The organism is Flavobacterium palustre, assembly GCF_014639535.1.
Classification (GTDB): Bacteria; Bacteroidota; Bacteroidia; order Flavobacteriales; family Flavobacteriaceae; genus Flavobacterium; species Flavobacterium palustre.
In genome coordinates this window covers 42,151-67,951 of sequence record NZ_BMGA01000008.1, presented here as the reverse complement: position 1 = coordinate 67,951, position 25,801 = coordinate 42,151, and the positions used below count along the sequence as shown (strand labels likewise).

Below are 25,801 nucleotides of genomic sequence, written 5' to 3'. Positions count from 1 at the left end.
ATATAATCCTAAATAACTCCTTAACTAAAACTATTTCGACCAATAACATTTTTAAAAGTATCTAGGTTAATCGAAGCAACTAACGGATAGATAATAGTCAATTTTATATACTCCGAAAACTAGCCGTAGTGCGCTTTTTTTTTAGTCGAAAAATGATTCTTACCAAACGATGTTCTTTTCTTCTTTTATGGAAATAACCTGTCTTAGAACAGATGGATTTTATACAAAAAGCGCAAATATTTATTACCCAAAACCGTTAAAAGCTTCCTAAAATTAAAGCAGCATTACGTTGATTTTTACTAAGTTTCTACCTTTGCAGGCTAATTTATTTACAAATCAGAATAGCAAACAATGAAATTTAAAATTGATACATTCGTCCTTTCGATAATTGCGGTCGTACTTTTGGCTTATCTTTTTCCACAATTGGGCAGTAAATCAAGTCCAATTCCTCTGGAAAATATCGGTAGTATTGGTGTTTCATTGATTTTCTTTTTCTACGGACTCAAATTGAGTCCTGAAAAAATCAAATCAGGATTAAAAAACTGGAAATTACATCTTTTAGTTCAAAGCTGTACCTTCTTGCTATTTCCCGTTGTTATACTTTGTTTTTACCCCCTGATTCGCACAGAATACGACAACAACATTTGGCTTGCTTTTTTATTTCTGGCCTCTTTGCCGTCAACCGTTTCTTCATCGGTAGTGATGGTTTCTATAGCCAAAGGAAACATTCCGGCAGCGATTTTTAATGCCAGCATTTCGGGTTTAATCGGAATTGTTGTAACTCCGCTTTGGCTGGGACTTTTCCTGAATAATAGCGGAGCCGATTTTAATCTGGGAACTATTTATATCAAATTGATTACAGAAGTTGTAGTTCCAGTTATTCTGGGTTTGCTCCTGCATCGTTATTGGGGCAGTTTAGCTCAAAAATACAACCACTACCTCAGCTTATTTGACAAATCAATTATCTTATTGATTATCTACAAGAGTTTTGCCAGCTCCTTTGAAGAAAATGTTTTTAGCAGCATTGACACTTTTGATATTATGATAATAGTTATCGCTGTTTCGGTTTTGTTTTATCTGGTTTATTTCCTGAGCGGTTTTCTAAGCAATAAACTGGGATTTAGTATTGAAGATAAAATTACAGCCCAATTTTGTGGTACTAAAAAATCATTAGTCCACGGAACCGTATTTGCCAAAATAGTATTTCCAAATCCGGGAACTATGGGGATTGTCCTGCTTCCGATTATGATTTTTCATGCTTTTCAAATTTTCATCATCAGCTTTATTGCATCTCATGCTGCGAATAGAAAAGAAGAAAATTCACTTTATCTCCACAAAAAATAACTTCTTGTTTTTCAAAGAAATAAAACAACACCAATAGTATTATTTCTTAACTTTATAGGTACAAAACATTTGTTTAACTCCTAATTTTTGTACTCATGTATATCGTTCGAGAAATATTTTATCTGCAATTTGGCCGTTATAAAGAAGCCAAAGTTTTGATCGATGAAGCCACCCAGGGCGGATTATTTCCACAAACTAGCGGAAATAGAGTTTTAACTGATTTTACAGGGGAAAGTTACCGACTCATTTTTGAATCCTCATACGCCACACTTGCTGATTTTGAACAGGAACTGGCAAGAGACATGGGAGTTGCGGACTGGAGACCCTGGTATGAAAAATTTAAAGTTCTGGTTCGCCATTCTGAAAGGGAAATTCTCAAGCAAATTGATATTAAGAAATTAATCAGTTGAATCTTTTACATCAGAATTGCTTTTTTGGAATATAAACAAGAATAAAACAAATTAACATTTGGAAAATTTAGCCTTATTCATTCTATTGGCACTAATGGCAGAAATTCTGGGTACTGTGGGCGGATTTGGCTCTTCCCTGTTTTTTGTACCTATTGCCAGTTATTTTTTAGATTTTCATTCGGTCTTAGGAATTACAGCTTTGTTTCATGTATCGAGTAATATCAGTAAAATTGCTTTTTTCAGAAAAGGATTTGATAAGAAACTGCTGATTTACATAGGAATTCCGGCAGTAATTTTTGTAATTACCGGTGCTTTTATCAGCCGGTTTATTAATCCGAAAACACTCGAAATAGCTCTGGCAATATTCCTGATTGGCACTAGTTTAGTCTTTTTATTTTTCAAAAACCTAAGTATCAAACCCACTATCACCAATTCGGTTTTAGGAGGTACTTTCTCCGGATTAATTGCGGGTTTACTGGGGACAGGAGGCGCCATTCGCGGCATGACTCTGGCGGCTTATAATCTTAAGATGGAAGTTTTTATTGCTACTTCAGCCATAATTGATTTAGCCATTGACTCCAGCAGAAGCATTGTTTACAGCTATAACGGCTATGTGCATCGACATGATTTATACCTCATCCCCATCCTGCTTTTGGTAAGTATTGTCGGAACTTTTATTGGAAAAAAAATATTAGATCGTATTTCGGAAGCGCAATTCAAATCGATAGTTTTGGTTTTAATTTTGATTACAGGAATTGTAACTCTTTCTAAAATTGTATTCTATTAAGTTGCCCTTAAAACCAAAAAAGCAAATCAAAGTGTTCTCAACTACTCTGATTTGCTTTTTATTTTAGACAAAATCAAAACTAAACTGTTTCTTCTTCCTCTTCTGTTACAAATTCCATGTGATCTTCAATTTCGGCAACTACCGGTTTTGAAGCTTTTAGTGCATTAAAACGTTCTAATTGTTCCAATTCATCTTCGTCTCCACTAAAATAAGGAAAAACATCCAAAACAGCCGATTCTGAAATTGCCGGAATAGTATAATCACCCATTGTCCCTTTCATGGTATGCACCGTATTATCGTAAGCCTCTTTGACATCATTGGCCTGAACTAAAAAATACATATTGGTTTTGCGCTCTTTACCACTTTCTTCATCATAAGCCAATAGCGAAATTTTAGATTTAAACCATCTGTCGGCATTTTCAAAAGGATGAATTTCGGCATAATTAGCTACTTTAATATTGGCTATTTTGAACTCCTCACTTACATAAGCTTTCATTTCATCGTTGATTCTGCTCTCGGCTTCGGTAAAGGAAATGGCATCAACCAAATAAATTTCACCTACCATTTTTTGATTACCGGTTTCATCCGTTTTTCTATATTTTACTTTGCATTCGTACCAAGTTGCCATAATTTCTCTTTTTTAAGGATGCCAAAGATAGATTTTAGAACAAAATAATTGTCGAAATATCAAAATAGATATTCACAATTTTGACTCTCAAAAGCTATTTATTTCACTGCTACTATTTTAAACTTACAATAAAGTGATTGATTGATCCATTTGTATAAAAAAGAAAATTTCCGGGATTAATACCGTTCTTCAACGGCATCAGTTTGTAAAATCGACAAGCTAATTTCGAATTAGGATATTATATAATTCAAAAAAACTCACTGACCGTTTATTTTATTTTATTTTTTTTACAAAAAACCTTCTTATCACAACAAAATCAATTACTTATCTATTCAAATACTCCTAAAAAAGTACCACTTTATTTTGTTAACATTACGTTAAATTAAAATTAAACAGTTGTTTAAATTAAACAGTTGTTTAATTTTGTATCCTAATTAAAAACAAATCCGGGTGAAAACTGATTTTAACGAAAAACAAGTTCAAATTCTACTGATAGCCGAAACGCTGTTTGCCGAGAATGGATTCGAGGGAACCTCAATCAGAACAATTGCTAAAGCAGCCGAAATTAATGTGGCAATGGTTTCTTATTATTTTGGTTCGAAAGAAAAACTACTTGAAGCATTAATTGTGTATCGAACTTCTGATTTAAAAATTCAAATAGAAAATTTATCCCTAGAAGATTTAGATCCAATTGAAAAAATAGACAAACTCATTGAACTCTACATCAACCGTATCAGATGCAATAAGGGTATTTACAGAATCCTGCATTTTGAATTTGCTTCAGAGGAGAAAGAGGATAAATTAAAAGTCTTAAATGAAGTGAGAGACCGAAATTTAAAATCCTTAGAAACCATTATCCACGAAGGACAACAAAAAGGAATTTTTAGAAAAGATGTCATTATTCCGTTGATATCTCCAACAATAATGGGTACGTTTTTTCATTTTACGATGAATAAAGCCTATTTCAAAAAACTTTTTAATCTGGAAACAGACGAACAATTTGAAAATTATGTACAAACCCAACTTAAAACCCACATTCAACAAACAATAAAAGCACTTCTTATATATGAAAGCTAGAAAATTACTGCTTTTAGGGATTGTATTTCTGGGAATCATCTCTGCAAAAGCACAACAAAAAAAGAATTTATCGCTCAACGATGCCGTTCATCTTGCATGGGAGAAAAGCAACGAAGTCAATTTGGCCAATGCCAAAGTAGCCACTAAAAAACACGAGTTGCAATCGGTAAAAAACAATATTTATCCTGAGGTGAAAGCTTCGGCTCAATACCAACGACTGACTAAGGCTACTGTTAATTTAAAAAACAACAGCGCCGAAAGCGAATCGGATACAAAAGCCCCCAATGTAGATCAATTGGTTTTAGGGCAAATTAATGCCTCTTTGCCTATTTTCTCCGGTTTTAAATTAAAAAACAGCATCAAAGTTTCGGATAATTTGTATCAGGCAGAAACGGCTAATGCTTTGCAAACCAAAGAAGAAACAGCAATGAAAGCCATCAACTATTATGCAGCTTTGTACAAAGCTCAAAAAACAGTTGAATTGCTGAACGAAAATTACAAAAGCGCCCAGCAACGTGTAAAGGATTTTACGGAATTGGAAAAAAACGAAATTGTTCCAAAAAACGATTTGTTGAAAACACAATTACAGCTTTCTAAAGTCCAATTGTCTTTAGACCAGGCCAAAAGTAATTTAAACGTTATCAATTATGAGTTAACCAACTTCCTGAAACTGGATCCTAAAACAATAATCGAAATTAAAGAAAGTGATTTCTACAATTTTGAAATGAACAACATTCCTGCCGATGAAAATCCGGCATTGGAAAACCGTAAGGATTTAGAAGCCATTCGTCTTCAGGAAAAAGCAAGTGAGGCCAATATAAAAGTGGCGCGAAGCGGCTACTACCCTTCTCTTTCACTGATTGGCGGATATACTACTTTGGATTTAAAAAATGTGGTAATGGTTCAAAATGCAATGAATTTTGGAGTAGGAATCTCGTATAATTTAAGTAACATTTTTAAAAATGCAACTGAAGTAAAAGTAGCCAAAAGCCAGGCCAAAGAATTACAGGCTTCTGAAATGATGCTTACCGATTACATCAAAATTCAGGTCCAAAAAGCAATTGAAGACTATGATTTGGCAATAAAACAAAAAGAAGTTTATGCTCTGGCAGTTGAACAGGCAAGTGAAAATTACCGAATTTTAAAAGACAAATACGACAACGGTCTTGCTGACACCAATGATTTACTAGAAGCCGATGTCGAGCAATTAAGTGCCAAAATCAACAACACAGTAGCAAAGGCTGATGTAACTCAAAAATATTACAATTTATTAGCTGCAACAGGACAACTAAACCAAACTTTCAAGCTTTCTAAAATATAATCGATACCTAAAATGGAAAAGAAAAAAACAAATAAAAAATTTATCGTTATAATAGCTTCCTTAATTCTATTAGGCGTTATATATGGTTCTTACAAATACATTCATTCACTATCACACGAAGGCACTGATGATGCCCAGATAGAGAAATACATGACTCCCATTATCCCAAGAGTTTCGGGTTATGTAAAAAAAGTGTACATCAAAGACAATGATTTTGTAAAAAAGGGAGATACTCTATTTACTATTGATCAGAGAGACTATCAATTAAAAATTGACGAAGCCACAGCAGCATTAGCAGCAGCCGAAGGAAATTTTGAAGTTTCAAAAGCAGATATTGGAAGCATTTTGGCTAATATCTCCGTATCAGATGCGAATGTAAAATCAGCAGGCGGAAATATTCAAAGTGCTAAAATCAAATTAGGTTTGGCAACCAATGATTTCAACCGTTACAGCAATTTGTATAAAAATCATACCATTACTAAGCAACAATACGAACAAGCTTTGGCAGCCAAACAAGAAGCAGAGAATCAGGTACGTATTTTACAACAACAAGAAAGAGCAAGCAACTTTCAAAAATCAGTTATTCAGGCAAAATCAGTAGTTTCTAACAAAGAAACGGATGTAGCTGCTGCCAACATCAAAAGAGCTCAGGCTTTATTAGAATCGGCTAAATTAAACTTAAGCTATACAGTGGTTACTGCTGCAATTGACGGACAGGTTTCTAAAATTGATATCCAACCGGGACAATTAGTACAACCGGGACAATCTTTGTTTTACATCATCAACAACAATGAAGCTTGGGTAATTGCTAATTTCAAAGAAACACAACTTAACAAAATGGTAGCAGGACAAAAAGTAGCTTTAAAAGTCGATGCTTACCCTGATTATGAATTTAAAGGAACAATTACTTCGTTTTCTCCTGCAACAGGATCTCGTTTTTCAATTTTGCCTCCGGATAATGCAACCGGAAACTTTGTAAAAACCATTCAGCGTTTGCCTGTAAAAATTAGTATTGATGCCAGCAATGATATTGAAAAAGTAAAACTATTACGTCCGGGAATGAATGTGGATGTAGATGTACATATAAAATAACTGTAGAGGTTTAATTCAATTAGAAATCAAATCATTGTTATTTCCGGATTTCGGGCGTCCTTAGCTTCCGCAGTCGAGTGTCAAATGTTTGAAGAATGCGTAAAAAGAAAAGCTGTTTGAGCGCAGCGAGTTCTTTTCTTTTAGCATTCGAAAACTAATTTGACCGATGAGGAAGCGTAAGACTTGATTTTTTTGTTTCTTTTTTGATCAAGCAAAAAAGAAAAATTTACAATCAAAAACGGGTTATCGTCCCGATAGCTATCGGGACATTTTGCTTCATTTCATTACGCAAAACACTCGAACAGACGCTTTGACAATACACCTTCGAGTATAAAATAACAAACAGAATTAGACCAAAACAATAAAGTATAATAAATGGTACTAGCAGAAGACGATTTAGTAGAATATGGCTTTAGAAGAGTTATCATCACAATTACAGCGGTACTTTGTGCCTTGCTGGAAATTGTAGATACCACTATTGTCAATGTGGCTTTGACCAACATGAGAGGAAGTCTGGGAGCGACTTTAACAGATGTTGCCTGGGTTATTACGGCCTATGCCATTGCCAACGTTATTGTAATCCCTATGACAAGCTGGCTTTCACAACAATTTGGAAGACGTAATTATTTTGCTGTTTCGATTATCATATTTACCGTTGCTTCTTTCTTGTGTGGAAATGCAACCAATATATGGGAACTGGTAACTTTTCGATTTGTTCAGGGTTTAGGCGGCGGTGCTTTGCTGGTAACCGCTCAAACCATCATTACCGAAAGTTATCCTATTGCCAAACGCGGAATGGCACAGGCTATTTACGGAATGGGTGTAATTGTAGGACCTACGCTGGGACCACCATTAGGAGGTTATTTAGTAGATAATTTTTCATGGCCTTATATTTTTTATATCAATATCCCGTTGGGAATTATTGCTACGCTTTTAACATTAACCTTTGTCAGAAGTCCGAAATATGGTGAAAAATTAAAATCCAATCAGGTGGATTGGTATGGAATCATTCTTTTGGCAACCTTCATTGGTTCGTTGCAATTTGTATTGGAACACGGTCAACAGGACGATTGGTTTAACGATGATTTAATTGTTACCCTAAGTATTGTTTCCTTATTTGGACTGCTATTATTTATTTGGCGACAATTGGTTTATAAATATCCAATTGTGAATTTAAGTGTATTAAAAGACGGAAATTTAAGAATTGGAACCATCATGAGTTTCATCATGGGATTTGGTCTTTATGGTTCAACATTAATCATTCCTATCTACACTCAATCCATTTTAGGCTGGACTGCTACTGATGCCGGATTATTGTTAATTCCAGGATCGATTACAACAGCGATTATGATGCCGTTTGTGGGTAAGATGATTCAAAAAGGAGTGCCACAAAGTTATATGGTAGCTATAGGTTTCTTAATATTCTTCATTTTTACCCTGAGCATGTATTACAACATGACTCCGGATACCGGTGTCGAACACATGTTTTGGCCTTTAATCTTAAGAGGGATTGGTTTAGGATTACTGTTTGTACCAATAACGACATTGTCACTTTCTACATTAAAAGGGAAAAATATTGGCGAAGGAGCTGCTTTCACAGGAATGATGCGACAATTAGGAGGTTCATTTGGTATTGCCATCATTACCACTTTTATTACCCGACTGACGCAAACCCATCGGGTGAATTTAGTTGCTAATTTAGACGGTAGTAAATTAGAGGTACAAAATCGCCTCAACCAATTGCAACAAGCTTTTATAGCAAAAGGATATTCAATTAATGAATCACTTAAAAAAGCATACGAAGTGTTGGATTTTTCGGTAATAAAACAGAGTACTGTACTGGCTTATATGGATATTTTTCTTTATTTAGGCTTACTGTTTTTATGCTGTATTCCTTTTATTTTATTAATCAAAAAAGGAAAAAACAAAGTCAATCCTGCCGATGCTATGCACTAAAAGAACAGCTAGAATACAACAAAACTGCCCCAAAAAGTTTTCACTATTTGGGGCAGTTTCGATTAAGAGTATTTTATATTTTATAAACTGATATTTAAACCTAGTTTAAAATTTCTTCCTCTGGTACTGTATCCAATAACCTCGTAAAAATCTTTATTTAAAATATTAGTTGCCGCTGCAAAAACAGTCATTCTATTTTTAATCAATTCATATCTGGCTGTTGCATTCAATAATTGATATGCAGCTGTAACAATACGGGTTTGATCATAAGTAATCGGATCAAATAAAGCATCTGATTTTTGATCAACATATTGATAACTTACATTGAAAAAAGTTCTGGATGTTGGCTGGTACTCAACCGAAGCATTTGCTTTATGCTTTGGAATATACAAACTCAACGCATCTTCTACCTGAGTAAAAGTGTAATTTCCTCTTAAGGTTAATTGATTATTTAAAGCATAAGAAAGCATCGTTTCTACTCCTCTTGCATTATACTTCCCTTGAATATTATCGTAACCGGCAGATACAAAAATAATCGAATTATTTTCCTGCCTGTAAAAAGCTACTGCATTTAAATTGATTTTTTTATCTAATAAATCCAATTCAAAACCCGCTTCGGCTGTACTGTTTCTTTCCGGTTCTAAATCTAAATTTCCATAAGTCATATCGTATAGTTGATACAAACTTGGCGTAATATAAGCTGTACTATAGGAACTTACCAACTTCAAAGGAATCTCTGAAAAAGAAAATGATGGATTGATGTTGTAAACAAAATTACTTCCATATCTACTGTGAACATTTAATCTTGCTCCGGCATTGATATTCAAACCAAAATCAGAATTATAAACAGCCGTTACATAAGGATCAATTAAATTAAACGTTGTCAATTCATTGGCCAGATTTGTATATAAACTACTAATTGACATATCAAAAAACTGATATTGCGCCCCACCAATAACAAATAATTCAGCATTAATTTGATATTTATTAAACGCATCCGCACTTACATTTCTTGACTTATAATTGGATAAACTTCCGTAGCTAAACGATCCTCTTTCTATCAAACCGGCTGCGGTATTTACAACTAATTCTCCTTTATTGTATTTGTATTTCGGAGAAAAACCGATGCGATATTGGTCTGACTTACTATAATTGTATAAATCATCCGCAAAAGAATCTGCATCAAAATCATATTTGAGACGATCGTAATTAGCAAAAAAATCAAAACTTAATTGCTTTGTTGGTGTAAACCCAAACTTTACCAAACTATTAACTCTGGAAAAACTGTCGTCTTCAAATTTTTCTAAATCAGAAGCCGGTCTTGCCTGAGACATCCCACTAACTTCAGAGCTGTTTAACGATCCAAAATAATTAAACTTTTCTGTTTTTCCATTAAATGAAAATCCCTGATTGTATTCCTGTACTGAATTACTCTTCTCCTGAGCTGTCGTTTGCGTTCCTACATTTAGATACACATTCCCGGCAATGGCTTTCTTTTCGGCTTTTTTCAAAGTAATATTAATCACCCCTGTAGCAGCTCCCGAACCATATAGCGTACTTGCCGCCCCTTTCATTACCTCAATACTTTCTACCTGCTCAACCGGAATTAAACGTAAATCATACTCTATAGTAGTTCCAGAAGCATCGGTTACCGGAACACCATCAATTAAAATCAATGTTTGACGATTACGCCCACCACGAATGGAATATTTCAAATCCTTTCCTGCTCCACTCTGATTTCCGTTGATTTCAACTCCGGCTACAGTACTCAATACCGTTGCTACCGATTGTCCCGGTCTTTTTTTCAAATCTTCAGCCGTAATTTTCACAATTACCTTTCCGGATTTTTCTTTTGGCAACGCAAACTTTGAATCCGAAATAACTACTTCCTCTAACTCATTGGTTCCTGTTAAAACAACTCCTTTTTTTTGCGCCAAAGCACATGTACTTATTAATACGAATAACGCACTAATACGAACGATTTTTTTGTTCATTTTAAAAAACATTTAATAACAGCATGACTGTTACATGACTAAAAATGGGAGAAAAGCATAGAATTACCCATACCCAAACCTTTTTTCCCGAAAGTTTGATACTCGATGTAATGGGCAGGTCTCCTGGCTTGCGTCTTGTTGTTGACCTTCCCATTTTTAAGTTAGAAGTCAGAAGTTAGGGGCTGGAAGTAATTAACTTCCATCTTCCTACTTACTACTTCCCACTTACTAAACAGTGGTTTTGTAGATAACAACAAGCTTAATAGCTTACAGTTGCGGGTACAGCTCAGGTATTTAACCTGATTCCCTTTTAATGCTTTTTTTCAATAATAAAAAACAGCAACCTCAATACGGCAGCAAAGGTAAAACTTAATTCAACTAAAAATCAAATTTATTTATACAATTAACAAAAACCAAAACAAACAAATGAAAACCAGTCAATTAAACATTTTCAATTCAAGCTATAATTCCAGTTTTATAACATCACCAAAATCGACTTTATTGGTAAAAGCCTCTTTCAGAGGCAAATTTGAAATAGTACACAAGATGCTCCTAATCACCCCGGCATGAGTAACAAGTACTATAGGTTTTGAGGTATTTTTAATACAATCAGCAGTAAAAAAATTGCTTACACGATGATGTAAACCCACAAAAGATTCGCCATTAGGAACAGCTACATTCACAAAATCGGTCATCCAGGGTGTAAAATCTGCTTCAGGAATTTCATCCCATTTTTTCATTTCCCAACCACCAAAATTCATTTCCATCAATCGGGAATCGGTAATAATTGATTCAGATAAATGATTTGCCAATTGAACACAACGAATCAAAGGACTGGAATACACAATCGCATCAGCAGGAATTTGCTTTTTTATCGATTCAAATTGTTCCCAATAAGGCTCTTTCAAACCTACATCGGTTTGTCCATAGCAGATGCCTTTTTCGCAAACCGTTTCGGTATGGCGTACTAAATAAATTTCCATAAAGCAATTACTGAAAGATAAAAAACCACTTCACAAACCTGCTGAGTCGCTCCAAGACAATCTCCTGTATAACCGCCAATCCATTTTTGGAAATAACGCGCCAGAAAATATCGGGTTACAAAAACCGGAATTACAGCCAGAAACAATTGCCATTGAAAACAAGACAAAACCAACAAAGGAATTAGTCCAAAAAAGAAAGCACCCAATACCTCTTTCCATGTATAATTTTGAGCAATCGGTTTGCTTTTGCTTGTCGCATCTTCTCTTGAATATTCGTGGGTAAAAACAATAGAAACAGCAGCCAGGCGGCTTAAAGAATGAGCAGTTATGAATAAAAGTAAAATTCCAATATTAAAATTCCAAATTCCAAAATTTGAATTTTGATTTATCCTTATTAGTTGAATCAAACTCTGAAACTTCAATAAAAACAACAACACTACTCCAATAGCACCAAAAGCCCCAATAGCACTGTCTTTCATAATTAAAAGAATCTTTTCTTTAGTCCAGCCTCCGCCAAAACCGTCACACACATCGGCAAAACCATCTTCGTGAAAAGCCCCGGTAACCAAAATACCGGCAATCATCGAAAGCACAACAGCAATTTCATTTGAAAAAAGAAAAGTTGAAAAACAAAAAACTATATAAGCTATACTTCCTACTATCCAGCCAATTACAGGGAAATATCTCGAAGCTTTGTTTAAGTAATCAGGATGATGGTCTATAGTTGCAGGACAGGGAATTCGGGTGTAAAATAGCAATGCCGTAAAAAATATATGGAGTTCTTTTTTCATTATTTTATATATACTTTAATTCTAAAATCTGCATTCTATATTCTGTTATCTACTTCTCACTCACTCCGGCACTTTCAAAACTGGCCATTTCATTTAAAAATGCCACAGCCGATTGCACTATTGGAAAAACAAGAGCACAACCCGTTCCCTCACCCAAACGCAAATCAAGCTGAAGAATTGCCGAAACTTCTAAATAATCCAACAATTTTTTATGGGCTTTCTCAGCCGATTGATGACTGAAAACAGCATTTTTCAATATTGCAGGATTTTTTTTGAAAGCTATTAAAAAAGCGACGCTACAAATAAAACCATCCACTAAAAAAATCATATTGTTTTGATAAGCTTCAAGCATTCCGCCCGCCATTTGCAAAATTTCAAATCCACCAAAATGAGCCAAATAAGAATCCACATCCTTTGGACCATGATAATTCTCAATAGCTTTTCTTAAAATATCTATTTTGAATTCCAGTTTTTCGTCAGTAACTCCCGTGCCTCTGCCTACACAATCTTCGATAGAAAAATTACAAAGTACACTCATCAAAACCGAAGCTGTAGCCGTATTCCCAATTCCCATTTCACCAAAACCAATGCAGTTACTGCCTTGTTTTGCAATATTTATCACAATTTCAGCTCCTTTGCTAAAACACAATTCCATTTGCATTTTACTCATTGCCGAATCATTTAAAAACGAATGGGTTCCTTTGTCAATCTTAGCCGAAATTAGTTTGGTATTGGATGGAAAATCATAATTCACACCGGCATCAACTACCGAAAGTGCAATGTTATTTTGTTTGCAAAACACATTGATTGCCGCACCACCTTCCAAAAAATTAGTAATCATTTGGCGTGTTACATCTTGTGGATAAGCGCTTACCCCATGCTGGGCAATTCCGTGATCGGCGGCAAAAACAACAATATGCGGTTGTTTGATTTTAGGTTTCAATGTTTGAAAAACTTCACCAAACTGTTTCGCTATTTTTTCAAGTACACCTAATGAACCTATGGGTTTGGTCTTTTGATCTATTTTATCTTGCAAATTTTTCAACAAAACATCCGAAGCAGCAGAATGAATTATATCTTCTTTTATTTCTTTTTCTTCTTCCGGACAAAGCTGAGTAATTTCGGCTACAAAAGGTGCTTCCGATTTATGCTTCCAATGCAATTGCTGCAACATCGGCTGATTCTCATAATTTGTAGCTGGCTTACCTACGCAAAAATACCCCAACGGTTCAATATGCTCCGGCAAGCCCAATATCTTCTTGAATTGGTAATAATTCAAAATAGAAACCCAACCCATCGAATAGCCCTGTTCGGTTAACGAAAGCCAGATATTTTGAGCCGCACAAACTGCACTAAACTTAATCGCTTCATTACTTCCCACTGTTCCAATGGTAAAATGATTAAGCACCGAACGGTCATAACAAATCACTAATCCTAACGGAGCGTCTTCGATTGCCTCCAGTTTCAGTGCCTGGTATTGGATTTTTTGCAATTCATCATCAGTACATCCCGCTGCTTTTTTATCATATTCCAAAAACAACTCCTTAACTGCTTTCTTAATCTCAGCAGATTTGATAATATAATATTTAGTTGCTTCAGTCAAACCTACAGAAGGCGCCCAATGTCCCGCCTGCAATGCTTTCTCTATTACAGCATCAGGAACTGCATCATTGGTAAAATGACGGGTATCGCGGCGTGATTTTATTATTTCGTCTAAATTGCTCATACTAAAAAATTAATTTCAATTTCAAAAAACCAATGGCAAAAGTCAATTATAATATCAATAATCAATTTCAAAAATCAATTTCAAAAATCAATTTCAAAAAAAAAACTATGTTTTAAAATTGTATCTTACGATTGCTTTTGAATTTCTTCATTGTTATTATAATTGAAATTGCTATTGCTATTGCTATTGCCATTGTTAAATCATAATCCTCCTTTAATAACAACAGGAATTCCCGAAACCATTAAGATTGCTTTATCCGCTTTTTTGGCTAAATATTGGTTCATCCAACCTTGCAATTCGGTAAACTTCCGACCAATATGCGTATCTGCATGAACACCCATACCAATTTCGTTTGAAATAATAATGATAGTCGCATTGGGTTGATTGGCCACGGCTTCAAATTCCGCCTTAGCCTGAATCAGACTCAACTCGACATCGTTCTTAGTATCTACAAAAAAATTAGTCAGCCATAAAGTTACGCAATCAATCACAGCCACTTGTCCTGAAAAATCAATTTCGCTTAAAAACTTTTCTTTTTCAATATTTATCCAACGCTCATCACGGTCTTTTTGATGACGGTCAATCCGCTTTTGAAAATCATCATCCCATTTTCGAGCCGTAGCCACATACATTGGTCTTGAAGATAAATCTTTGGCAATATTTTCGGCATAACTACTTTTTCCGGAGCGCTCCCCTCCTGTTATGAAATAAATCATTTTTAATTGTTTTTTAAATAATATTTTTCTTTTTTGCTTGATCAAAAAAGAAACAAAAAAATATTCATGCTTTATTATTGTTTTTTGGTATTCATGAATCTTCGATTTCAAGTCTTACACTTCCTCGTCGGTCAAATTAGTTTTCGAATACTAAAAGAAAAGAACTGTTCATGAGTTAAATATTTATTTTTTGGTATTCAGGAATCTTCGATTTCGCTACGCTCAAACAGCTTTTCTTTTTACGTATTCTTCAAACATTTGACTCTCGACTGCGGAAGTTAAGGACAGTTAAATCTTTTAAACTTCAATATTTGAATAATATAAAACTATTCGAACTGCAAAATTGAAACTCTTAGTTTTTACAATATTTTCACTCATAATTAAACATTTACAATTAATAATTAATAACTATTTAGTACGGACAATGTCGGCAACCATTTCCGCAACAACTGCCTCTTTTAAGATGGAACCAGGGTTTAAAAACATAATTTCCGTTTTCTAAATAATAATCGATTCCTTCAATCAGATTGGTTGTTTTAGGTAAATATTTAGCTTTATTATTTAACGCCGTTTCCTGTGTTATGGTAGCAACGTATTCTTCAATTTTTATTGCACAGCTATTTTTAAAACAATCCGGACAAAGGCAATCTCCTCCTTCTGATAAATTAAAAATAGGCGGAAAATCATTGCACCAACATTTCTTTTCGGGAGCAATATCGCCACAATCAAAGTGTATCCCGCAATGGGAACATAGTTTTACTTTTACAGCATTCATGAGGTAAAGATAGTGTTTGTTGATTTTTATATCCTAAAAAAACAAAGAAGATATTTTATGGATTTTCTTATACCTTTGCCTTAAATTTTGAAAATCACTATGAAAACCTCTTTGTATAAAATCCTTTTCGTTTTGCTTATTAGTTTTTGTGTAAGCTGTAAAAAAACTGAAAACACTGCTAATAAAACCATTACAGCTGCAAAAAACGAAATTGAATATTCGAGCAATCTTGCCATTTATAAATACAACGGTTATTCGATAGTCAAAGTGATAAATCCATGGCCGGATGCCAACAAAGATTTCACTTACATCTTAAAAGAAAAAAATGCTACTGTTCCGGACAGCTTGCAAAAATACACACAGTTATCGGTTCCATTACAATCTATAGTGGTGACTTCCACTACCAATGTTCCTTTTTTGGAAATGCTTGGTGTGGAAAAATCTTTGATTGGATTTCCTCACACGGACTATATTTCTTCTGAAAAAACCCGAAAATTGATTGATGCCGGGACAGTGAAAAATGTAGGTCAAAACGAACGCTTAAACATGGAAAAACTGATTGATTTAGCTCCCCAAGCCATTGTTGCTTTTGGTATCGACAACAACAATCCTATGATTGCTAATTTGGAAAAAAGCGGTTTAAAAGTCATCATCCAGGCCGATTGGATGGAGCAATCACCACTGGGAAAAGCCGAATGGATTAAATTGTACGCAGCCTTATTTGGCAAAGAAAAAGAAGGAAAAAAACTTTTTGACAATATTGTAAAAAATTACAACGAGGCTCTGAAATTAGTGGCCAATCAAAAAGCCGAATCAACCGTTTTATACGGTTCGATGTATCAAAATCAATGGTTTGTAGCCAAAGGAAAAAGTTGGGTTGCCCAATTTATGAAAGATGCCAAATCCAATTATTTATGGGCAAAAACTGAAGGAAGTGGAAGTTTAGGTCTGTCTTTTGAAAGCATACTGGAAAAAGCCAAAGATGCAAATATCTGGATCGCTACCAGTTCGTATAAAAGTCTAAAGGAACTAGCTGACAGCAATCCCCATTACAGCCAGTTTGACGCTTTTACTCAAAAAAACATTTACAGCTTTGAAAGTAAACTGGGCGCAACCGGAGGAACGGTGTATTATGAATTAGCTCCCAGCCGACCGGACTTAGTCTTGAAAGATTACATCAAAATTTTTCACCCTGAATTATTGCCAGATTATAATTTTACTTTTGTACAAAAACTAAATTAATTAACTTGAGAAACCAAAAACGAAATACCATTCTATTTTTCTACCTTGTAGCAGGACTGCTTTTTTTGTTTTTTGCTAACATTAGCTTGGGTTCAATAACGATTCCTTTCAAAGAAGTGTACCATAGTTTAATTGGTGGACATGCCAGCAAATCGACCTGGGAGTACATCATTATCAATTACCGCTTACCAAAAGCTGTAACAGTAATTTTAGTAGGTACAGGACTTTCTGTAAGTGGATTATTAATGCAAACTTTATTTAGAAATCCCTTAGCCGGACCTTATGTTTTGGGATTGAGTTCGGGAGCTAGTTTAGGTGTTGCTTTTACCATTTTAGGAGCAGGCTTACTTCCTGCTTTTTTACAGGAAATAGTACTTTCTCCTTACGGAATTGTATTAGCTTCAACCATTGGGAGTTCTCTTGTATTATTGGCGGTTTTATTAGTTTCTATTCGCCTGCGGGACACCATGACTATATTAATCGTCGGATTGATGTTTGGTAGTTTAAGTACGGCAATTGTAGGGACTTTGAGTTTTTTTAGTACTGCCGAACAACTGCAAAAATTCACCTTTTGGTCTCTGGGAAATTTAGGCAATCTTTCGTGGACTTCTATCGTTATTTTATTTGTTTGTGTTATAACAGGATTACTTTTGAGTTTAGCCAGCATCAAAGCTTTGAATGCTTTGCTTCTTGGCGAAAATTACGCCCGAAGTTTAGGATTGAATTACAACAAAGCACGATTAATTATCATTTTGGCAACCAGTATTCTGGCAGGGAGTATCACGGCTTTTGCAGGTCCGATAGCCTTCATTGGCCTGGCAGTTCCGCATATTGCCAAACTCGTTTTCCAAACCAGTAATCATACAATTCTATTCTGGAGCACACTGCTTTTTGGAGCTATTATCATGTTGATTTGCGATACTATTTCGCAGGTTCCCGGTGGTGAAATTACTTTACCTATTAATGCGGTAACTTCTATTTTTGGTGCACCAATCGTGATTTGGTTGTTGTTACGAAAACAAAAAATGGTGGGTTGATTTTAAATTTTAACCGCAAAGAACGCAATACAAATCATTCTTTTTAAAAATACAAAGAACACAAAGCTTTGAGTCCTTTGCGAAATACTTTGTAATCTTAGCGGTTAAAAGCCAGACACATCATTGACATATCTCTAAAAATATATAAGAAACAAAGCCTATTTTGTTAGATTTCGAAAAATCGTGGTTTATAAACAGCATTCTGTTAAAAGTTTGTGCTTTTGTGAGTTTCAAAAACAGAATAAATCCTTAAATTCGCAGTCTCAATTAATTTAGTAAGCTGCAGAAGATGAAGACCACATGGACAAACTTCATTTTTTACAAATAAAAAACTAATAAAATACATAGAAATGAAATACGACGTTATTGTTTTAGGAAGTGGTCCCGGCGGATATGTAACTGCCATTAGAGCATCACAATTAGGCTTTAAAGTAGCCGTAGTTGAAAAAGAAAACTTAGGTGGAGTTTGTTTGAACTGGGGTTGTATCCCAACAAAAGCATTATTGAAATCGGCTCAGGTTTTTGATTATCTAAAACACGCTTCCGATTACGGATTAACTGTTTCTGAATTTGACAAGGATTTCCCTGCTGTTATCAAACGTAGCCGTAATGTTGCTGATGGAATGAGTAAAGGAATTACTTTCCTGATGAAGAAAAACAAAATCGACGTTATTAATGGTTTTGGAAAATTAAAACCAGGAAAAAAATTAGACGTTACTGATAAAGACGGAAAAGTTACTGAATACAGTGCGGATCATATTATTATTGCTACCGGAGCTCGTTCTCGTGAGTTGCCAAACTTACCACAAGATGGTGTGAAAGTAATTGGTTACCGTCAGGCAATGACTTTACCGGAACAACCTAAAAAGATGATTATTGTTGGTTCAGGAGCTATCGGAGTGGAATTTGCTCACTTCTATAACTCTATGGGAACTGAGGTTACTATCGTTGAGTTTATGCCAAACGTAGTTCCTGTAGAAGACGAGGATATTTCTAAAGAATTTGAAAAAGCTTTGAAAAAATCCGGAATTACTGTTATGACAAACTCTTCTGTTGAGAAAATTGATACTACAGGAAAAGGAGTAAAAGCATTCGTTAAAACCGCTAAAGGAGAAGAAATTCTTGAAGCAGATATTTTATTATCAGCTGTTGGTATCAAAACGAACATTGAAAACATCGGATTAGAAGAAGTAGGTATTGCTACTGACAGAGATAAAATCTTAGTAAACGCTTACAACGCAACTAACATCCCAGGTTACTACGCTATTGGTGATGTTACTCCGGGACAGGCTTTGGCTCACGTAGCTTCTGCTGAAGGAATCAACTGTGTAGAGAAAATTGCTGGTATGCACGTAGAAGCTATCGATTACGGAAACGTACCGGGTTGTACTTATGCTACTCCTGAAATTGCTTCTGTAGGTTTAACTGAAAAAGCAGCTAAAGAAAAAGGATACGATTTAAAAATTGGAAAATTCCCATTCGTAGCATCAGGAAAAGCAAAAGCATCAGGAAATGCTGATGGATTTGTAAAAGTAATTTTCGATGCTAAATACGGTGAGTGGTTAGGATGTCACATGATTGGTGCCGGAGTTACTGATATGATTGCTGAGGCAGTTGTAGCCCGTAAACTGGAAACTACAGGTCACGAAATCCTTAAAGCGATCCACCCACACCCAACAATGAGTGAAGCAGTTATGGAAGCTGTAGCCGCTGCTTACGGTGAGGTAATTCACATTTAGTAGTCATTGCGAGGAAGGGGGCAATCTCATCCTTATAATTATAGAAATCCGATTGGTGCAAACCAGTCGGATTTTTTTTATGACTTTTTTTTTGGGCGTGCCCCTGCTTCCACTCCGTTCCACCAGGGTCGGGCTGTAGGCTCCCGCTTCCCGATAAAAAATCGGGAGTATAATCGGAAAAACGAAAAATATTCAATTTCAAAACGAAAAGTACCAAAAAAAATAAAATACATATTAAACAATTAAAATGCTTAACACATATCTAAACAACTTTTAAATATCATTTAAAAAGCATTTAAAGCCCCAAAGCGGGGCTTTTTTATTTGTGAGGCTCCAACATCAACAAATCAGGTTTAAATACATCCTTGGTGTCTGTATTAGGCTCAAAGGTGCTAAACTCCCGCTTTTGCGGTCGCTTGGTTATAATCCCCCGGCTAATATCTGTTAGCGTTTCGGTAAGCAGGCGTAGCCCCATGTCCTGCAATTCATGCTCCCAGAGTATTTTTGCCGCTTTTTTTGGCTCTAGGCCGTACAATTTTGGATCAATGAAACAAATATCCTGCGCGGCAATATCGCCCCTGTCAATGCCGCTATTGAGCCAAAACACCGTACCGCCCGTTATAGCGTCACGCATACGCACCGCCCATTCAATTGATGAGCGTCCACGATGTCGTGGCAATAAACTGGGGTGGTACCCAATCCAACCAATTTTGGCCTTATAGCGTGTACGCTTGCCAATATAATCGAATGAGTGGGCAGTTATACCCAAATCAACATTTTCGGGCATCGTATCGCCGTTTAATGTGCCGGCGGGGATAACAGGAATAGAAAACAGCCGCGCTGTCTTAGTAATATACTTATCGTCCATCGGCGCGCACACGCCCACAACTTCAATAAATTCCAATTCATTACACAGGCGCAGTACCTGTTCGCCAAAATACTTTTGGCCACTTATAAAAACTTTTATTTTTTTCATTTTCCTAAATATTTAAAACTCTGAACCGCTCTAAAGTGGCCGCCGTAGCCACAGCCGGTAATACCACCTTTTTTTCCGGTCTTAATAATACTTTCTCCGCTACGCTTTTTGTTGCTTCCATAAAGCATCGCTCCGGTTTGTTCCCATTTGTCCGAGTGGCGCAAATAGCCACAAAGTTGAGGGTGTGAGGTATGGAAAAAAGTGTAGTACTCCCGGTTGCAACGGCCGTGACCGTCTAAATGATATTGCATCACCTCATTTAAAAATGCAGTTCCAACGCCCGCTCCCTGCCACTCCGGCATAACAACCAAACGTGTGGCGCGGTATGCTTTAGCCGTAAACATGGGACAAACGGCCACGTGTGCCACCAGTTCCCCGTTAACCGTGCCTACAAAGTACTCCGCCGCCGGTGGGTGAGGCAAATCTAAATAGTAATGCTCTTTAAAAAACTTCCAGTAAGTTCCGTTGACCTTCCAAATGTCAAGTTGGATATCCGGTCGTTTCCCGACGGCAATTTTTTTTTTAATACTTTGGTGTTTACGTCATACACCCAGTCTGGTTGAAGCCATTCGATAACGTCATAATGGCAGGATAATAAAATTACTTTTTTGCCTTGGTTCTTTCGCCAACTCTTGGCAAAAGCCAAAGCCCCAATTTTGGCAATTTGGCGGTCAATTACCGATGTAAATTCGTCAACAACAACCTCGCCCGGCGCTTCGGTTACTAAACGCGCCAGTCCTGCCCGAAACTGCTGGCCGTTAGACAGTGCCTTAAATGGGCGTAGCCAACTAGGGACGTCGCCCAAGCCAACCGCCGAAAGTGCGGCCGTTACTTGATTAAAATCGCCATCGGGGGCGATACAGTCAACTATGGGTTTAGAGTTGTCCCAACCTTCATAAAGGTTAATGATTTTATCGGTACCAAAAAACTGTTTGCCGATGGACGTTTTACCACTCCCGGAAGCGCCCACAATTAGGCCAATGCCCCAGTCAATGTCGTCAATGTCAATACTAAATTCATTTACCCAGTTAGCACCGCTTTCGGCGTTAAAAAGGGATTTTACTCTTTGCGCGCGGTAGCTCTCAAAATCTTTTCCGTTGTGTTCTACTTTCATTATCATACCGTAACTACTTTAAGTTTATGCCCTTTTTTTTGTAAATCTTCGAAGACTTTTTTTTGTTCTGTTTCGGTTTCACAAATCACAATAACGCCATATTGCTCTTTGTAGTTAAATTTCTTTTTTTCTGCCATTTTTATTTATCGTTTATTGTTTTACCTTTGTCACTCTCACACCTTATTATCACAAACAGCAAAGCCCACAAGCACTGAAAGACTTATGTCCTCCAGTAGCCTGTGGGCTCTGTGATTAAAATTAGGTGTGAGAAGCTTTATTTTAATGCTGGGGGACTATTTAATCCCCCTTTAAATTCAATTTAAACCTGTCTAAAAGTTTAAATTTCTTGGCTATCCAGCGCAAAACCAATAGCGCAATGATAATAGCAAACAGCCAAACATAGAATCCAAACTGAAAGCCTTTTACTTCAGCTTTCTTATTCTTATCTGTTGTGCTTTTGTCCGATGCAGCTTTTGCGCCTACATCGCTTTCAAACTGTCCGCTTTCGGCTTTATCTTCTTTTAGCTTGCCGGAATCCTTTGATTCATTTTTAGACGTTTCTTTATTGATTTCGCCACCCTGTAAAAAGATTTCTTCTTTCAGTTGTCCATCAACAAAATGCTTGTAATGAAACGGCTTTCGATTGCCTGAGCTGTCCGGTTCTGCCAAGCTCGACAGGCTCAGCTTATCCACCAATGACGATTGATTCCTTTGCCATTCCATTTGCATTTTTAAAGACAATTGAAACAACGAATCAAAGTGCCGGCTCATAGCAGCGCTTTCTTTTTCAAATGATTTTGCAACCGTTACCTCCTTGGTTTTACAGCCCAAACAAGCCATTAAAATCAAAATGTAAAATCCTTCTTTCATCTTACTTAATGTATTTAACGACCGACTTTGCAACCGCCTTTAAGGTGTCAGCGTAGTTCGGGTCGGTGGCATATCCGGCCTTTGCGATTTCTTCAAAAAAGCGGTTATAGTCTCCTCTTACGGCTAAAGCCTTGGTATAGCGTTTATTCTTAAAAAAGAATTGCGCGTGATCATTAAACGAATCCTCCGGACTATTGTATTTTCTAAAATAGTCCTTGCCCTTATGCTTGAACATTTTAACTCCCTTAATCAAAACAGGAGTTGACGATATAGGAACAGGCATCGGATTTTTAGCAGTCCTGGTATATTCCGTTGTCGTGATTAGCTGCTCATTTCCGTTAATGCCATCCGTGTCTTTTACTCCAAAAAACATATTTCCTGGTGCCACTTTCCCCCATGCGCTTTCAAGTGCTGCCTGAGTTAATATTGCAACGGCTGTAAGTCCTGTTTTTTGCTCTACGCTCTTAGCGTGTGGGAGGTTTTTATCTACAAATAATTTTGCTGTCATAATTTATTTTTAAAAAGTTACTGCCTTGCTTTCAATTCAACATTAGAAATCCAGCTCGAAACCTTTTGCAACGACAATCCAACACCAAAAGCATAGTACATCGTTAAATTTTCACCTGCGTACTCCATTGAGAAACGCAGCGCCATAAGGATTAACAGCAACCCTAAAATGATTTCTTTCAAGTTGTCCTGGATTAAAAACCAAACATCAAAATGATACGGTGTATTAGGGCTGTTTTTATCTCTTTTCTTAGATTTTAGCAGCAACACAATGGCTACGCCTATCAATGCAAATAACAAGGCTGCCATATAGGTAGGTACATCGGATGTACCTAATAAAAGATCTAAAAATTTCTTCATAATTATTTATTTTACCAAGTTAAAGCTGTTCTAACCCACGTGTTTGTGGCAACGCATACATATATATAGTCTGAAGTTATTCTAATTTGACCTGTTGTTCCAACATCAGTAGATGATGTAGGTGCAGTGTCTAAATTAGATTTGTTAATTTGTCCGGAAAAAGTCCAATTTGTACCATCATGTTGTGCTGCTATATTACCAACACCATTAGCTAATACAACATTATTATTAAGATTTGAGGCTAATCCTGCAACTTTACCTACTATAACATTTCCCGAACCTGTGGTAATACCAGTAATTGCAGTACCTAATATAACATTGTTAGACCCCGTTGTAATAGTTCCTAATTGAGTATTATCCGTTGTAGAGCCTACTATAACATTATTAGCTCCAGTACTAATTCTAGCGCCTGCACTTGCTCCAACAAAAGTATTGTTGCCGCCGCTAATAGGTGTACCTACTACGCCTGAACCTGCACCAGATCCTATAAATGTATTAAATGATGAAACCGCATTATAACCTGTTGACGAACCTAATCCTGTATTAGAAGTGCCAGTTATATTATTATAAAAGGAACCATATCCTACACCAGTATTATTACCCGCGGTTGTGTTTTTAGCTAATGAATATGCTCCTAATGAAGTATTGAACCCTCCTGAAGTATTTAATTCTAAAGATTTCGATCCTACCGAAGTATTATAAGCTCCTGTGTCAGTATAACGTAGGGAAACATTCCCAATTGCGGTATTATGAGATCCTGATGATATAGTATTTAAAGTATTTAATCCTAAAGCAGTATTAGTTGCTAAGGAGGTATTTCCTTTGCCGATTCTAACTCCATTAATTAATTTATCAACTCCTCCTAATTCTTGTAGAGAAGTATTATTAACTATACCTGATACTGAAGAAGAAACAGGTATCGCAACATCAAAAGTAGTAGCTAAAGTATATACACCTGCTTGTTTAGCAGGAAATCTTAAAGTTGTTACAGCTACTGGGTCAACCATATCAATTGTAGTTGAATATACACCAGCATTGTAATCCTGAAATATATTAAACTTTCCATTATATGTATTAACTGTTGAAAACCATCCACTAGACATGGAATAATCGGATTGCAAATATGATCCAAATTTTGTTACTCCAAACTTACCATTATTTGTTCCATCGCCTGATGTTATATCAAATATTCTGTTATTAATTGTACCTGTTGACATATTCAAAGCAGAATTGCCTGAATCTACGGTGTAAGTATTGCCTTGATTTAATACTGATTGTAATGTTAATGCACTAGAATTCAATTTTAAGTTTAACGCAGATTGCGTAGCACTAGAAATAGGCTTATTCAAATCTGAGGTATTATCCACATTCCCTAAGCCTATTTGAGACTTCAAACTATCTTTATGGATATAATTCAATTCATCTGTTGTACTTTGAACCACTATTCTGGTTGCCGTATTATCTTCGATGTTTCTTGTGATTTTTAATTTGGAATTTTGAGGTATAGTCTGCTGGCCATATCCTAATGACGCCAAAGAAAACGCCAACAATAATAAGATGTTATTTTTCATAATATATTAATTTAAATATCGTAACTGCTTTTTAACGTTATATCGCCTCCCAAATAGTCGGCACTTATAAATTCTAGTTCCTCGGCATTGTTATAGACAAACCCTATACAATAATCACCCGGTTGTTGTGTAGCTAGATAATCAACATGATTAAGAGCCAGTTTTTTAAAAACCTGAAGTTGACCGATGTCGTAAATTTTTGATTTTGCCACATGATTATCAAAAGCAACCTTATCAACCTTATTACTTTCCAACCCATCAATCAAAGCTTTCAAACTCTTACCCATTTCAGCAGTAAGAGCCTTAGTAGTTCCGCCCGTTGTCAGGTCATTCACTAAAATAGTTTCAAGCGAAGTTTCGACTTCTTTAATGGCATTTACAATCTCTTGAACCGTGTCCAAATTAATATCGTCCGATTCCAAAAGCTCCATTATTCCATCAATTCGCCCCTGCAAAACCTTACCCTGTTCCGCACTCAATAAGCTGTCAGAACCACCCGTCACCACATCATCCACAATATTCAAATACTCAGCTGCCAACTTGGTAAATTCGTCCAATGGAGCATAACCACCTTGTGCGCCTTTATCAGTCAAAGATTGCTTTAAATCAAACAACGCCTGGTGTGCATCGGCAGCGGTTTTGTGCGCGTCAAATTGAGCTTTCTCAGCCTTTGCGTTCAAAGTGTTGGAAAGGTTGGAAATTGCGCTTTGTGGTATCGATTCTTCTTTGTTCCAAAAGCTACCCCACGATGCCCAAAATTGAGCCTGTGTAGGCTTTTTGCCTGT

26 protein-coding genes and 1 riboswitch are annotated in these 25,801 nt (G+C 36.1%); of the genes, 10 read left to right on the top strand and 16 right to left on the bottom strand.

Features of this window, described 5'->3' with window-relative positions; translation table 11 throughout:
- The first annotated feature begins 351 nt into the window (after nt 1-351).
- The 3 genes from IEV84_RS13860 to IEV84_RS13850 all read left to right on the top strand — a co-directional run bounded on the left by IEV84_RS13860 (nt 352) and on the right by IEV84_RS13850 (nt 2,541).
- Nucleotides 352-1,344, top strand: coding sequence for a bile acid:sodium symporter family protein (locus IEV84_RS13860; RefSeq protein WP_188494930.1), 993 nt, complete (start codon nt 352-354; stop codon nt 1,342-1,344).
- A gap of 95 nt (nt 1,345-1,439) precedes the next feature.
- On the top strand, nt 1,440-1,754 hold the full coding sequence (locus IEV84_RS13855) for a hypothetical protein (RefSeq protein ID WP_188494928.1): 315 nt from the start codon (nt 1,440-1,442) through the stop codon (nt 1,752-1,754).
- A 58-nt stretch (nt 1,755-1,812) separates the two neighbouring features.
- A complete protein-coding gene (locus IEV84_RS13850) occupies nt 1,813-2,541 on the top strand; it encodes a sulfite exporter TauE/SafE family protein (RefSeq protein ID WP_229732695.1) in 729 nt (242 codons plus the stop codon).
- Between the two features lie 79 nt (nt 2,542-2,620).
- Here IEV84_RS13850 and IEV84_RS13845 read toward each other — a convergent pair whose 3' ends face one another.
- Nucleotides 2,621-3,172, bottom strand: coding sequence for a DUF4494 domain-containing protein (locus IEV84_RS13845; RefSeq protein ID WP_188495171.1), 552 nt, complete (start codon nt 3,170-3,172; stop codon nt 2,621-2,623).
- A 447-nt stretch (nt 3,173-3,619) separates the two neighbouring features.
- Between IEV84_RS13845 and IEV84_RS13840 the strand changes: the two genes are divergently transcribed.
- From IEV84_RS13840 to IEV84_RS13825, 4 genes are all read left to right on the top strand, one after another.
- Nucleotides 3,620-4,246: a TetR/AcrR family transcriptional regulator gene (locus IEV84_RS13840; protein ID WP_306451822.1), complete on the top strand. Its 627-nt coding sequence runs from the start codon at nt 3,620-3,622 to the stop codon at nt 4,244-4,246.
- On the top strand, nt 4,236-5,567 hold the full coding sequence (locus IEV84_RS13835) for a TolC family protein (RefSeq protein WP_188494926.1): 1,332 nt from the start codon (nt 4,236-4,238) through the stop codon (nt 5,565-5,567). Before IEV84_RS13840 ends, IEV84_RS13835 begins: the two co-directional genes overlap by 11 nt.
- A gap of 12 nt (nt 5,568-5,579) precedes the next feature.
- The gene (locus IEV84_RS13830; RefSeq protein ID WP_188494924.1) at nt 5,580-6,659 is read left to right on the top strand and encodes an HlyD family secretion protein; all 1,080 of its coding nucleotides are present in this window, start codon (nt 5,580-5,582) and stop codon (nt 6,657-6,659) included.
- Between the two features lie 375 nt (nt 6,660-7,034).
- A complete protein-coding gene (locus IEV84_RS13825; protein WP_188494922.1) occupies nt 7,035-8,615 on the top strand; it encodes an MDR family MFS transporter in 1,581 nt (526 codons plus the stop codon).
- A gap of 80 nt (nt 8,616-8,695) precedes the next feature.
- Here IEV84_RS13825 and IEV84_RS13820 read toward each other — a convergent pair whose 3' ends face one another.
- The 6 genes from IEV84_RS13820 to IEV84_RS13795 form a co-directional block, all read right to left on the bottom strand.
- Nucleotides 8,696-10,609, bottom strand: coding sequence for a TonB-dependent receptor plug domain-containing protein (locus IEV84_RS13820; protein WP_188494920.1), 1,914 nt, complete (start codon nt 10,607-10,609; stop codon nt 8,696-8,698).
- Nucleotides 10,610-10,706: 97 nt separating this feature from the next.
- A riboswitch (cobalamin riboswitch) is annotated at nt 10,707-10,972 on the bottom strand.
- A gap of 98 nt (nt 10,973-11,070) precedes the next feature.
- A complete protein-coding gene (gene cobC, locus IEV84_RS13815; protein WP_188494918.1) occupies nt 11,071-11,592 on the bottom strand; it encodes an alpha-ribazole phosphatase in 522 nt (173 codons plus the stop codon).
- Nucleotides 11,577-12,383 (bottom strand): adenosylcobinamide-GDP ribazoletransferase, encoded by an 807-nt coding sequence (locus IEV84_RS13810; protein ID WP_188494917.1) that lies wholly within the window; start codon nt 12,381-12,383, stop codon nt 11,577-11,579. The genes cobC and IEV84_RS13810 overlap by 16 nt, the downstream gene beginning before the upstream one ends.
- 49 nt (nt 12,384-12,432) lie before the next feature.
- A complete protein-coding gene (cobT, locus tag IEV84_RS13805) occupies nt 12,433-14,109 on the bottom strand; it encodes a nicotinate-nucleotide--dimethylbenzimidazole phosphoribosyltransferase (protein ID WP_188494916.1) in 1,677 nt (558 codons plus the stop codon).
- 200 nt (nt 14,110-14,309) lie between these two features.
- Nucleotides 14,310-14,825: a bifunctional adenosylcobinamide kinase/adenosylcobinamide-phosphate guanylyltransferase gene (locus IEV84_RS13800; protein ID WP_066328837.1), complete on the bottom strand. Its 516-nt coding sequence runs from the start codon at nt 14,823-14,825 to the stop codon at nt 14,310-14,312.
- 412 nt (nt 14,826-15,237) lie between these two features.
- A complete protein-coding gene (locus tag IEV84_RS13795; protein ID WP_188494915.1) occupies nt 15,238-15,600 on the bottom strand; it encodes a C1orf53 family protein in 363 nt (120 codons plus the stop codon).
- 99 nt (nt 15,601-15,699) lie between these two features.
- Here IEV84_RS13795 and IEV84_RS13790 point away from each other — a divergent pair, with 99 nt between their 5' ends.
- The 3 genes from IEV84_RS13790 to lpdA all read left to right on the top strand — a co-directional run bounded on the left by IEV84_RS13790 (nt 15,700) and on the right by lpdA (nt 19,618).
- Nucleotides 15,700-16,842: an ABC transporter substrate-binding protein gene (locus IEV84_RS13790; RefSeq protein ID WP_188494914.1), complete on the top strand. Its 1,143-nt coding sequence runs from the start codon at nt 15,700-15,702 to the stop codon at nt 16,840-16,842.
- 5 nt (nt 16,843-16,847) lie between these two features.
- A complete protein-coding gene (locus IEV84_RS13785; protein WP_188494913.1) occupies nt 16,848-17,879 on the top strand; it encodes an iron chelate uptake ABC transporter family permease subunit in 1,032 nt (343 codons plus the stop codon).
- Between the two features lie 350 nt (nt 17,880-18,229).
- The gene (gene lpdA, locus IEV84_RS13780) at nt 18,230-19,618 is read left to right on the top strand and encodes a dihydrolipoyl dehydrogenase (RefSeq protein WP_188494912.1); all 1,389 of its coding nucleotides are present in this window, start codon (nt 18,230-18,232) and stop codon (nt 19,616-19,618) included.
- 319 nt (nt 19,619-19,937) lie between these two features.
- Here lpdA and IEV84_RS13775 read toward each other — a convergent pair whose 3' ends face one another.
- The 9 genes from IEV84_RS13775 to IEV84_RS13745 form a co-directional block, all read right to left on the bottom strand.
- Complete coding sequence (locus tag IEV84_RS13775) at nt 19,938-20,594, bottom strand: formyltransferase family protein (RefSeq protein ID WP_188494911.1); 657 nt, start codon at nt 20,592-20,594, stop codon at nt 19,938-19,940.
- A complete protein-coding gene (locus IEV84_RS16535) occupies nt 20,591-21,016 on the bottom strand; it encodes a GNAT family N-acetyltransferase (protein WP_229732694.1) in 426 nt (141 codons plus the stop codon). The genes IEV84_RS13775 and IEV84_RS16535 overlap by 4 nt, the downstream gene beginning before the upstream one ends.
- A gap of 2 nt (nt 21,017-21,018) precedes the next feature.
- Nucleotides 21,019-21,708: a hypothetical protein gene (locus tag IEV84_RS16530; RefSeq protein WP_229732693.1), complete on the bottom strand. Its 690-nt coding sequence runs from the start codon at nt 21,706-21,708 to the stop codon at nt 21,019-21,021.
- Nucleotides 21,709-21,710: 2 nt separating this feature from the next.
- Complete coding sequence (locus tag IEV84_RS16575; protein WP_262891688.1) at nt 21,711-21,845, bottom strand: hypothetical protein; 135 nt, start codon at nt 21,843-21,845, stop codon at nt 21,711-21,713.
- 160 nt (nt 21,846-22,005) lie between these two features.
- The gene (locus tag IEV84_RS13765) at nt 22,006-22,578 is read right to left on the bottom strand and encodes a hypothetical protein (RefSeq protein ID WP_188494909.1); all 573 of its coding nucleotides are present in this window, start codon (nt 22,576-22,578) and stop codon (nt 22,006-22,008) included.
- Nucleotide 22,579: 1 nt separating this feature from the next.
- Nucleotides 22,580-23,086, bottom strand: a complete 507-nt coding sequence (locus IEV84_RS13760) for a glycoside hydrolase family 73 protein (RefSeq protein ID WP_188494907.1) — start codon at nt 23,084-23,086, stop codon at nt 22,580-22,582.
- Nucleotides 23,087-23,103: 17 nt separating this feature from the next.
- Nucleotides 23,104-23,445, bottom strand: a complete 342-nt coding sequence (locus tag IEV84_RS13755; RefSeq protein WP_188494905.1) for a hypothetical protein — start codon at nt 23,443-23,445, stop codon at nt 23,104-23,106.
- 11 nt (nt 23,446-23,456) lie between these two features.
- A complete protein-coding gene (locus IEV84_RS13750) occupies nt 23,457-25,016 on the bottom strand; it encodes a hypothetical protein (RefSeq protein ID WP_188494903.1) in 1,560 nt (519 codons plus the stop codon).
- Nucleotides 25,017-25,027: 11 nt separating this feature from the next.
- Nucleotides 25,028-25,696: a hypothetical protein gene (locus tag IEV84_RS13745; RefSeq protein ID WP_188494901.1), complete on the bottom strand. Its 669-nt coding sequence runs from the start codon at nt 25,694-25,696 to the stop codon at nt 25,028-25,030.
- Nucleotides 25,697-25,801 lie beyond the last annotated feature (105 nt).